General features: G+C 51.5%; 9 protein-coding genes and 1 pseudogene. 6 read left to right on the top strand and 4 right to left on the bottom strand.

Annotated elements, in window-relative coordinates; translation table 11 throughout:
- Positions 1-729, bottom strand: a pseudogene (locus PsWM33_RS27320) (ISKra4 family transposase); the annotation flags it as partial.
- A gap of 623 nt (positions 730-1,352) precedes the next feature.
- Here PsWM33_RS27320 and PsWM33_RS07895 point away from each other — a divergent pair.
- Positions 1,353-2,144 (top strand): tyrosine-type recombinase/integrase, encoded by a 792-nt coding sequence (locus tag PsWM33_RS07895; protein ID WP_063299812.1) that lies wholly within the window; start codon positions 1,353-1,355, stop codon positions 2,142-2,144.
- Here PsWM33_RS07895 and PsWM33_RS07900 read toward each other — a convergent pair.
- The gene (locus PsWM33_RS07900; RefSeq protein ID WP_063299813.1) at positions 2,137-2,808 is read right to left on the bottom strand and encodes a plasmid pRiA4b ORF-3 family protein; all 672 of its coding nucleotides are present in this window, start codon (positions 2,806-2,808) and stop codon (positions 2,137-2,139) included. The two genes, PsWM33_RS07895 and PsWM33_RS07900, sit on opposite strands and share 8 nt — an antisense overlap.
- Before the next feature lie 306 nt (positions 2,809-3,114).
- Here PsWM33_RS07900 and PsWM33_RS07905 point away from each other — a divergent pair, with 306 nt between their 5' ends.
- Positions 3,115-3,642, top strand: coding sequence for an Lcl C-terminal domain-containing protein (locus PsWM33_RS07905; RefSeq protein ID WP_063299814.1), 528 nt, complete (start codon positions 3,115-3,117; stop codon positions 3,640-3,642).
- Positions 3,643-3,645: 3 nt separating this feature from the next.
- On the opposite strand, the gene PsWM33_RS07910 is transcribed toward PsWM33_RS07905, so the two are convergent.
- A complete protein-coding gene (locus PsWM33_RS07910) occupies positions 3,646-4,353 on the bottom strand; it encodes a DUF930 domain-containing protein (RefSeq protein WP_063299815.1) in 708 nt (235 codons plus the stop codon).
- A 405-nt stretch (positions 4,354-4,758) separates the two neighbouring features.
- On the opposite strand from PsWM33_RS07910, the gene PsWM33_RS07915 reads away from it, so the two are divergent.
- The 3 genes from PsWM33_RS07915 (at position 4,759) to PsWM33_RS07925 (ending at position 8,569) form a co-directional block, all read left to right on the top strand.
- Positions 4,759-5,907, top strand: a complete 1,149-nt coding sequence (locus tag PsWM33_RS07915; protein ID WP_208994459.1) for an NnrS family protein — start codon at positions 4,759-4,761, stop codon at positions 5,905-5,907.
- A gap of 245 nt (positions 5,908-6,152) precedes the next feature.
- Positions 6,153-7,298, top strand: coding sequence for a helix-turn-helix transcriptional regulator (locus tag PsWM33_RS07920; protein ID WP_063299817.1), 1,146 nt, complete (start codon positions 6,153-6,155; stop codon positions 7,296-7,298).
- A gap of 482 nt (positions 7,299-7,780) precedes the next feature.
- The gene (locus tag PsWM33_RS07925; RefSeq protein WP_063299818.1) at positions 7,781-8,569 is read left to right on the top strand and encodes a pentapeptide repeat-containing protein; all 789 of its coding nucleotides are present in this window, start codon (positions 7,781-7,783) and stop codon (positions 8,567-8,569) included.
- A gap of 78 nt (positions 8,570-8,647) precedes the next feature.
- Here the strand turns inward: PsWM33_RS07925 and PsWM33_RS07930 are convergent, their stop codons facing one another.
- Positions 8,648-9,631: a TRAP transporter substrate-binding protein gene (locus PsWM33_RS07930; protein ID WP_063299819.1), complete on the bottom strand. Its 984-nt coding sequence runs from the start codon at positions 9,629-9,631 to the stop codon at positions 8,648-8,650.
- A gap of 697 nt (positions 9,632-10,328) precedes the next feature.
- Between PsWM33_RS07930 and PsWM33_RS07935 the strand changes: the two genes are divergently transcribed.
- On the top strand, positions 10,329-10,646 hold the full coding sequence (locus PsWM33_RS07935) for an FAD-dependent oxidoreductase (protein WP_063299820.1): 318 nt from the start codon (positions 10,329-10,331) through the stop codon (positions 10,644-10,646).
- Positions 10,647-10,676: the final 30 nt, after the last annotated feature.

Genomic DNA, 10,676 nt, shown 5'->3' on the forward strand with positions numbered 1-10,676 from the left:
TGTGCTTTCAACAAAACCGGTTGAGACCCGCTCCCCGTAACGCCTGCGCTCAGCGTAGTTCGGGATCATGTCGGCATTATTCTCAATGTAAGTCTGGAATTCAGCTGCTGCCTTTCTTAAAGCCTTGATGCTGGCATAGCTGGTTTCAATCTCTTCCAGATCACAAGTCAGATCCTCAATAACAATCTTACCCTCGTGAAGATTACCGTTCCACAAATAGCCCTTGATCTGGCGCAGCAGACGGCCGATCTGTTCACCGTCTTCCGGGTTCAAGTGGCTGAGATCTTTGACATATTGACCCATAACGGTAAGGCGCATGGTGATGTGGAACCAGTCGAGGATATGCTCTGAGGCTGGTGCCATGTGCCACGCAAGGTCTCGTACACTTTCTCCGCCGTCGGTCATGAAGGTCACGCATTGGTTTTCCTGCCAGCCCTGGTCATTGAGTAACTCATGCAGGCGTCGGCGGGGTTTGGCGTCATGGGTCTGCACCAGACCAAGGTAGCGGTTGGGACGATCTTGAGGAATGGACTTGCCAACCACCACCTCAAAATGATTTTGGCCTTTCTCCCGTGAGCGGACATAGCCACCATCAATGCCAACGGTGATCAGCCCCTCAGGAACGGGCAGGGCCGCGCGGGTAGATTGGCTGGTCTCGCCAAAGAACAGCTGTTCTTCGCCCAGTTCCGCTTCCAGCAGCCTGGCGCTGTTGTGCCAGCCTTTGCGCACGCTTCCAGCAGCCTGGCACTGATGGGCAGCACTTCCTTGAGTAGGTCAACGGTAACGTCAAATGAGACCAGCGATGCCCATTTGGTCTCCAAGTAAATCAGCTCCGGGGCTACATGGTCCGGCAACAAGGATTTGAGCGGGCTGAAAGTTCTGGCATTGCTTCGCGCGCAGTTGCAGTGATAAAAGCGCGGACTTTTAAGTACAATATCGCCAAAGACGGTGCGATAGCGGATCGGAAACGCGCCCTTGCTGCGCAAACGAGATCCACATTGCCCGCAAACGGATTGCCGGATGCTGTGTGCCTTGCACTGAGCCTGAACGATCTGCTCCTGCACGCTTTGCAGCAGGTCTTTGCCCTCAGAGATTGAAAGGCCGATCGTTTCTTGAGTGTCGCAGGGCTTATTAAGAGAGAGCACTTCCGTTTCGCAAAGCGTGCCATCCGGAGCGGTGATCTTCACGCTGATTTTGATATCCATGCTTCCCCCGCTTCCACTCAGTTTTCCACTTTCCGCAGAGAGGAAAACCTGAGTGCTCAATTGCCCTGATTTCTGTTAGGATTCTGCAAGAATAATGGGACTTTGGCAAGCTGGTTTGCTTTCCGAATAGAGCAAGGAAAAGTAGTCATGGGATATATAGAGCGTTCTGCCAACCAAATCGCTGACGTTCTCATGCGCGAGGGACTGGATTACATCCAGACCAAGTCGGTCTTTAAACTGGCCCGGGCCAAAGCAGGGCTTGTTGCTCCCAAAGAAAAGCGTGGCTCACCTGCACGTCTTACTCTGGAGGAAGAGCTTCGCTTTATCGACCAGGCTTATGTCTGTGGCGGTCAAACCGGTTTGATGATGCAGGTGCTTTTGGAAACCGGCACCAGAGCCTCTGAATTTACTGCTCTTTGTGTGGAGGACATCTCTCTGGTGGAACGATTGGTGACCATTACCCATGGCAAAGGCGGCAGGCGCCGCGAGATCCCTATCCGTCCTGAAACGGCGCGACTTCTAGCGCTCCATATTGGAAAACGCAGGGCTGGTCCGTTGTTTGTCAGCCGTCAGAGCCGACAAGATGGCAGCGCGCCGATCTACACCCGCCAGCGCATCGGCCAGATCGTTCGGGAGGTAGCGAAAAAAGCCGGCATCACCAAGCGTCTTTACCCGCATCTTCTGCGTCATACCATGGCCACCCGGCTGCTCGCACTTGGGATGGACATAGCCGATGTGCAGAAATTCTTGGGTCACGAGGACTTGTCATCCACCCGGATTTATGCCGAGACCAGTCTGGCAATGCTGAAGCGAAAATTCGACCAGGTCACACAGCCACAGGGGCGGGCACTGATTGGATCTATAACCGCAATTCATGGAGATGTCGTTGGCGCTTTTGCTGCCGATCTCCTGTCCGGCGACCGGCGCGCTCTCACATAATTTGCTGGTGCATCAATCGTTTATGCTCATCACCGCGAAACGCCTGATTGATTGACCAGCGCGAGAATTTGCTTGACAGATAAGGCTCACGGGCGTTCATGCGGTCCATAACCAGCTCTAATTCTTCCAGCTGATCTTCACCCGGTAGCTTCAACTTGTCGCTATCGTCAAGAATGTCCTGAAGGAAGTCGGTAATCGTTCCCATATCCATAAAGGCGTCGTAACCGTGCGCCTCATCGCGTCGGGCGAGATAGCCTTCAACTCCTCCACAATCTTCCGGAGGACAAATATTTGCGCCGCCAATGCAGGAGGGTAAGGACTTTCTTTCATTCGGCACGTCAATGCGCTCGACGCGGATTTCATGATGCCAGTTCACGTTCAAATCATAGAAATAATGAAACTTCTCATTCTCCCGAAACCCAAGAGATTGCAAGGAGATATTGGTAGGCATCACACCAAGATCCAGGGAGCCGTAATGAACAGCACCCTTGTCAAACATGAAAAGGTGGATCCCTTCCCACCCCATGGCAACCTGCAGCACACCGTGCAGTTCGCGCAAGCTTATGTCGCTCGGCACAAGCAAACGCCGCCAAATCATTGGGCTGATACCAAGAAGGCGAACCTTGAGTTGAAAAACTGAACTGGATGGCGGGAAGTCAAGCATGAGCTAAAGTGGCAGACACCTCACACTCCGGCAACAAGATCAGCCTGCTTTATCGAAGCTGCCCCACACTTTTGAGTGCTCTCGGTGGATGTCTGCAAAACAAGCGCTTGCTGTTAAGCCTGAGAGCGAGAAGAGCAGCCCTAATCCGCTCTTCCTTGCAGGATGCACAGGTTAATCACGGAATTACTCAACCTGCCATAAACGCACCACTATTTCTCGTCAGTGAAGTACCATCGTGCTGCGATTTGCTAGATAAAAACAAACATGCACCGCGATCTTTCAAAAATCATTTCGCGATGTTTTATAATGACAAAAAAGCCATTCTCCCTCACCTCAGCGGCTACTCTCTGCCTCTTCCTGTCAGCCTTTCCTGCCGCTGCTCAACTTGATTGCAGCAACAAACCTGCGTTGCAAGAGCGCTTCACTCTTGAGGGAGCTCGGCTCAAGCAAACCGGTTATGCGCTGGAATGGAAACGTTGCGCCGAGGGCATGACATGGCAAAGCGATACGCAGAGCTGTTCCGGTGAGCCAATGCAGGTTGGACAAGACATTGCTGCCTCTCACTTTGCCGAGAACACTGAAGGTTGGCGCCTACCAACAATCCGCGAGCTTTACGGACTGCTGGATTCCACCTGCGCTGAAAAAGAGGAACTGCACGCCCTGTTTCCAGACCTTACAGCCCCAGCCTTTGTCGACTACGCCGACTTTTGGTCCGCCACTGGCGATCAGAAGCTGAAAGGGATGTACTACTATCTGGACTTCGTCACCTACGCCCTCGACTTCCACAGCCAAGGCTACTCTTTGGCTGTCAGGGCTGTTCGCGACACCAAGTAACCTTCACTCAGCAAACAGAAAATGATCTTCCCACTCTGACCGTGCGATGACGTCACCTGCCAGGAATTCCAAGGCGGTGACGAGATTGGTGGTGGGGTTGTAGGTGCATTTGTAGGTGAGGTGGTACCAATCACCCTTGCTGCGGAAAGCTGCACCATCTGCGCTGACGCTGTTGCCGAACACTACAGGATCTTTGTAGGCAAAGGCGACCACGCGTTCCGGGTTGAAGCTCTCATCCCATAACTCGATTTGCTCCATCACCTCCAAATTGCACAGCTGCTCGCGCTGATCGGATGGATCAAACAGAACCAGCGACTCTTTCAGTTCTTTGTTTTCAGGCGCGTCCAGTAAACGGCCCAACTGAAAGTGTTGCGCAATGACAGGTTGCGGCGTTTGAATGATTTCCTCTCTCACAACTGGCGGCGGCAAAGGTTGCGGGGTTGCATCTTCCGGCGGAGCAGATGAGAGAGATGCCGTTGGTGGCTCTTGTTGAACTGGCGGCGTGATGAGTTGTTCAAACTGAGCGGTGCCAATGAGTTCGACACCAATGCTTTTCACCGGGCTTCCACGAAAGCTACGAGGCAAATGAGAGATGGCCAGCACCCAGTAGGCGAACAGGTGCACCATTAATGAAGACGCAAACACCAGCGTATAGGTCTTGTTTGACCCCACTATCACATAGCTGTTTCTGTCTGCTTGCAAAACGTGCAATGAATCAATCCTGTGTCTCGCCCCTGGAAGTTGCCAGACTCGTGGCAGAACAAGGCAAAAATCCGGCAGAACCTCTCACATTTCAACTTACCCGCAACTGTTTGCACACGACCGCCCTCTCTCTGAAATCAGTACCTTACGTCTTGCTTGCAGGCCGGTTTGTATGGCTAATTTAGAATTATTTGACATTGCACAAATATGAGTATTAGCTTCATGTTTATAAGGAGTGATAAGTGGAGAAGTTCGACCATCGCTCCATCACTTCTGGTCGAATGCGTTTCCTGTGCCTTGATAAGAAAATGAGCGAAGGCTGATCCTTCGCCGACCGAGACCTGACACATGCAGCAAACACAAACTATGCCGAAGCCTCCCAGCGCGAGCACAGCTTTCTCCTGGGAAGCATTTTTGTCCCTCGGCTTTCGTCCGTTCTATATTGTTGGTGCAGCGTATGCGGCCATCAGCGTTCCGCTTTGGGTTGCCTCCATCATCGAGTTTGTCGAGATCAACGGCCCGCTCGAAGGCGTGTTATGGCACTCTCATGAGCTGATCTTCGGCTTCGCGGTCGCCATTCTCATCGGCTTTCTTTACACCGCCGTTCAAAACTGGACGGGCCGACGCACTCCGAATGGCATGGTTTTGGGTGGATTGCTTGCCTTATGGCTAGCGGCGCGCGTGCTCTTGTTTGTGGGCAGCGGACCACTTGGGTCACTGGGACAAATTCTCGATCTTCTCTTCCTGCCTCTTGCCGCTCTTGGCATCGCAATTCCGCTGTATCAGGCGAAAAACAAACGCAACTACTTCGCGGTGGCTTTGCTGCTGGTGCTGGCGGTGGCAAACGGTCTGTTCCACGCCATTGCGCTGGATCTCATCAATTATGACTCTGCCGATGTGTTCCTCTGGGCAGTTGATGTCTTCGCGATCTTTGTAACCGTCATTGGCGGCCGTATTATCCCGCTCTTCACCAACAATGCTCTCGGCGTGAAACGCGCAGTGCGCAACCAGCGCCTTGAAGATACAATTGGTCTTGGCATGGTTCTGCTATTGGTCAGCGACATCTATTTTGGCATGAGCTACGAAGCCGCAACGCTGCGTGCGGTGGGCTTGCTGGTGCTCGCCGGGCTGCACATTGTGAAGATGGGCCTGTGGCGTCCTCAGATCACATGGGGTAAACCGATCCTCTGGATCCTGCCGGTCTCCTACGCTTGGCTACCAATTGCATTGTTGTTGCGGGCAGGGGCTCTGCTGGATGCTCCGTGGGATCAGGTGCTGGCCATCCACGCGATCACCGTTGGTTCCATCGCCGGTATGATGCTGGCCATGATGACACGCAGTGCGCTGGGTCACTCCGGCAGACCACTCCAGCCAACATGGGTCGAGATCGCAATCTACTATCTCATTGTCATGAGTGCAGCTGTGCGGGTGTTTGGTATTCTTCTATATCCGCAGGGATATTTCATGGTTCTGGGGCTTTCAGCCCTGTGCTGGGTCGGTGCATTTGGCCTCTTTACCGTTAGATACTGGGGCATTGTCACGCGGCCAAATACAATCTTCTAAGACCACAAAGGCCCGGTTTTCCGGGCCTTTCCTGTATTCAAGCACACCTCTTTATTCAGAATATTCTCATATATACCTATGCACTGTTGCTGATATATCGCAGCGTCAGTTTCTTTTTAGATCAAACGGTCAACTTACTTGATTTAACCCGTCTGACGGCTCAATACTTAAGTGGTTTCTTTATTAGAGATCTTTGATTACCGCTCTGTACCACTCCTTTCGAGCCATATTGCAGACCATAGATTATGACACCGCTCCTTGATCAGAGTATCAGCGATATCTTCCGGACCTTCATGAATGAAGAGCCTCTGGAAAATGCGTTGAAGCAACTGCAGACAAAGTACTCAGAGTTTCCCTTTGCCATCAACGTGCAAAGCCTGGCAGACCATCACTATGACTATCGCAAGGTTTTGAATGTGGGGCAGGCGTTCCATGACAGCTTTGCCTCCGTCGCCCAGTTCAACCCGCTGCCCTCAGTTTTAAAACGCGTAGATATTGAAGAGCCATGCCGGCCGCATCGCCATTTCCGAAAGGAAGACATCCACGCGGATTATGTTGGCACTTTCATTGAGCCCAACCAAAACATTGACCGCGCCATTACGTTGATGATTGATCGTCAGAACGGTTTGTGTTCCTACATCAACATCTCCCTTCCTTATGCTGTGTCAGAAAGAGATGAGGACCAGCTCTATGAGGAAGTGAAGTTCCTGCAGCCGTATTTCCGCAATGCTTTTCAGCTGGCTTTGCAGCGCCGCATGCGCGAGGCAGTTGCCCCCACCAAGGCTTTGGGTAAGTTCTGGCTGGAGCAGATGCCATTCAGTGCTCTGGTGGTGGATGAAAACAGCGGTGTGCAGGTGATGAACGGGCGCGCAGAAAAGCTGCTGAGCAAGCACACCAATTTGCAGCTTGGACGTTATATGCGGCTCTCTGCCAAGGCCGCGGATGAGGCGAGCGCATTGGAAAGCGCGGTCAGGCAGTCCATCTACACCCACACCCTGCCGTCTCCGGTCATCATTCGTAACGAATTTGGTCCGAACACACTGGTCTTTATCCAGCCTATCGAGACCCAAAAGGACGCTCCTGCGTATCTCTCTCAATTTTTGGCCAGACCAAAATATTGCCTGATGATGATCTTTGATCCGACCGATTTTGCCGAAGTGCCAGACAAGATGATCAGCCATCTTCTGAATCTCACTCCGAAGGAAACCGAGGTTGTGAAGGCGCTGACCAATGGCGCGTCAACACGAGACGCTGCTGAGCAACTCGGCATTTCTTACAATACCGCACGAAACCACATCGCCAACGTGTCCCGGCGGCTGGATGTTGGCTCGCAAACGGAGATCGTGCGGCTGGTGATGACCACGCTTTCACGCTATCCGTGGCAGGCCTGATACAATCCCTTCAGGGTTTTCCCTCAGCGGCCTAAACCCACCCCCTCAATTTCATGCATCTGACATATCGGCGAGGAAAATAATCTGATATTTTCGCTAGATATATCAGCGCGTTACCGCCCTATTTTAGAATTTTATGTTTTTCTGCAGAAAATTAGTGCAATTGCATCAAGTCACCTCGAAAAATTCTGAGTAAATTTAACTCAGCAAACAAGAGGCGTCGGGAGCACAGGTTTTCGGAGGCAGTCTTGGCACAGAAGGCATACCTTCAACCGCAATTCGGTCCTTAAGTTTGCTGCTTGGTGGTTTGTTTGCTTGGGAAATGAGCCGCCTGTATTGTTGCAAATTATTGCCTAGCCGGCTTAGCCTTCCATATTTCAAAAGGCGACGCCGGTCTTTTCTTGCTTAATTGAACCTGTCGGATTGAACGCACCCACTGCACATGGCACAGTGGTTATCTCCTCGTTCATCACGGTGCTCACATGACTTCCTCAGATACTTCCACCGCTCTCACCTATGAAAAATTCTCGGCTCTTTTGGAATCTGGCAGACCAATTGAAGAAGCTGAGCTGGAAGCGTCCTGGCTTGAGGGCAAAGACCTGCGGGATGCGCAGTTTCTCAATTGCAGCTTTGAGCCCGAAGGTGACTTCAATTCCGTAGATTTTCGTGAGAGCAGCTGGAAAGACACCCAGTTTCCGGCCTGCACCTTCAAAAGCTGCGATCTGCGTGAGGCAAAGTTTGAAAACTGCAGCTTTTATTATGCCGACACACGGGCAGGCGGGTGTTTTCGCCACGCAGACCTGAGCAATGTGGAGTTTCACAACTGCGATCTGCGCCTCACCATCTTTCCATATTCGCAAATGTTCTGCATCACCTTCCAAAACTCCCGTTTGACGGGCGCCTCACTTGCGGGCTGTGACTTTGGCAAGGTTGCTGGCAAACGCGCGTTGAAGACACGGGCAACATTCACCGACTGCCAGCTGAACTACGCAACCCTGTCTGATCTGGATCTTGAGGAATGCATTCTCACCGACTGCGATCTGACCAACAGCAACCTGTCCAACACGAACCTGACCAATGCAGACCTGAAGCGCAGCACGCTTTCTGATGCGGAGACGGAAGATCTTGATCTGACCTACGCGGACTTGCGAGGTGCTGATTTGGGTGCGCTCTTCCTAACAAGCCTGCGTGGATATCGGGGTATGATTGTTTCCGCCAGCCAGCAACACCTTCTGTTGCACGGCCTCGGCATCAAGGTTGACCTGGACTAAAGCCGGCACAGTCTTCCATACAAAAACCCCGCCTCAGGTGAGACGGGGTTTAAGTTCATTGCCCGGAGAGTGTTTTGCCTATTTTGCAAGGCCTTTGATGCGTGCAACCAGATCAGCCAGTTGAGGTGACTTTTCTGCAAGCGCGTCATGCATTGGCAGAACTGCGCTGATGAATGGAGCTTTTTCAACTTCCACAAACTTCACCTGAAGCTTGGTTTTTGCAGCTTCAATCGCTTCAAGGGTCTGCTTGTTGTAAAGCTCGCGGTGGAAGTCCATCATTTCACGTGCAGCTGTTTTCAGCGCTTTCTGGCTATCTGCTTCCAGACCATCCCACACTTTGGTGGAGACCATCAGAACGCCAGGGATCATGGTGTGTTCATCACGGGAGTAGACTTTTGCAACTTCACCGTGGCGCACATCAACCAGTGCCTGCGGGTTGTTTTCAGCACCATCAACCACGCCCTGCTGCAGAGCGGAATACAGCTCGCCGAAGGAGATTGGGGTTGGTGCGCCGCCAAGCAATTCAACCATCTGGATTGCGGACGGGGAAGGCTGCACGCGGATCTTCATACCCTTCAGATCAGCTGGGCTGTTGATTTCTTTGTTTGCGTAGAACGAGCGGGAACCGTCCACCATAAACGCCAGACCAACAAAGCCTTTGTCCTTGGAAGCCATGAAGACGTCTTCAGCAACATCAGAGGTCAGCACTTTGTAATAGTGGTCTTCGCTCTCAAAGATGTATGGGAGGGTCAACGCGGAATAAGACTCTTCAAAAGCTTCCATTTCTGCTGCATTGGAACGGGCCATGTCCAAAAGGCCGTTCTGCATCAGTTCAACGGATTCACGCTGTGTGCCAAGCTGCGCGTTTGCGAAGATGCGCATTTTAACATCACCACCGGAAAGCTCTTTAACGCGCTTTGCCATGAACTCCAGAGAGATATGTGCCGGGTTGTCAGTCGGCAGGTTATGGCTGACCTTCAGGGTCTTCGCTTCTGCAACGGTCGCGCCCACCATAAGAGCAGATGTAAGCACAGCACCAATAAAATGAGACTTGCGGAACATTCTTCTAAATTCTCCCTTGAAGTACACAGACAAACGACGCCTGCTACGGAATTCCCGATTTATCGAAATGAGACCGATCTTCCCTTCGGCGACATCCCTTACCAGTACTTCTGACCAATTTCACAAAAAGGTCAACCAAAATATCAAATCTAGGTGTTGGCACTGACAATTGGTCACGCCTCATGAAAAACACCCCACAAAAGCAAAACATAGATGATGCAAGTCACATAACTTTCATGAAAAGTGAAGCTTACTAATGATTTCTGAGTAATAATAATATTAGCATCAACTTACATCCTACGCAGCTTGCAGTAACCGCCCTCTATATTTCAATGCTAGGCCTTATGCTAAATCTGACAGAAACTTACATTTAACTATACTGACTGGCATGCATTGGCAGCCGATCAGAAATAATGTCCGACCTCTCGATCGAAATCACCCAAAATAGGTCGACCAAATACATACAACCTCAGAGCAACTCCCAGTTTATCCCGAGAGAGATTCGTATTCTTTGGCAGTTCTTTGCCTTTTCATAATTGGCTGACCAATACTTCAAGCCATCCCAACCAAATGAAAACCTGCGGTCCAAACATTGTTATAGGAACAATATAAAAGTGCGTAAGATCTGTTTTTCCTCGCATCGCCGCGCGCTTTACTAGATATATCAGCCTTGCTTTTTATCTTTGTGAGGTTTGACATGGCACAGCATTGCGATTTTCTGATTATCGGCGGCGGTATCGCTGGCATCAGTGCAGCCTCTCAACTGGCAGAGAACGCAAAAGCCATTGTGCTCGAAATGGAAGATGTGATCGGTCATCACTCAACAGGCCGCTCTGCCGCTATCTTCATTCGCAACTACGGCAATGCCGTCATCCGCGCCTTAAACGCAGCTTCCGAACCGACCCTCATGAACCCGCAAGGCATCTGTGAGGGGTCCGTCCTCACGCGCCGCGGGCTTTTGATGTTGGCGGAAGAGGGCAAGGAAGACCAGCTGGAAACCTATGAGTGTCAATGAGCGTTCAAAATTGATCCGGCATCATCATTT

It is taken from the genome of Pseudovibrio sp. WM33, from assembly GCF_001623165.1.
Lineage (GTDB): Bacteria > Pseudomonadota > Alphaproteobacteria > Rhizobiales > Stappiaceae > Pseudovibrio.

What these genes read in the sequence shown, in the direction of transcription:
- PsWM33_RS07905 (WP_063299814.1), top strand. Translation starts at nt 3,115, where the DNA reads ATGACAAAAAAGCCATTCTCCCTCACCTCAGCGGCTACTCTCTGCCTC.
- PsWM33_RS07930 (WP_063299819.1), bottom strand. Translation starts at nt 9,631, where the DNA reads ATGTTCCGCAAGTCTCATTTTATTGGTGCTGTGCTTACATCTGCTCTT.
- PsWM33_RS07920 (WP_063299817.1), top strand. Translation starts at nt 6,153, where the DNA reads ATGACACCGCTCCTTGATCAGAGTATCAGCGATATCTTCCGGACCTTC.
- PsWM33_RS07895 (WP_063299812.1), top strand. Translation starts at nt 1,353, where the DNA reads ATGGGATATATAGAGCGTTCTGCCAACCAAATCGCTGACGTTCTCATG.
- PsWM33_RS07900 (WP_063299813.1), bottom strand. Translation starts at nt 2,808, where the DNA reads ATGCTTGACTTCCCGCCATCCAGTTCAGTTTTTCAACTCAAGGTTCGC.
- PsWM33_RS07935 (WP_063299820.1), top strand. Translation starts at nt 10,329, where the DNA reads ATGGCACAGCATTGCGATTTTCTGATTATCGGCGGCGGTATCGCTGGC.
- PsWM33_RS07925 (WP_063299818.1), top strand. Translation starts at nt 7,781, where the DNA reads ATGACTTCCTCAGATACTTCCACCGCTCTCACCTATGAAAAATTCTCG.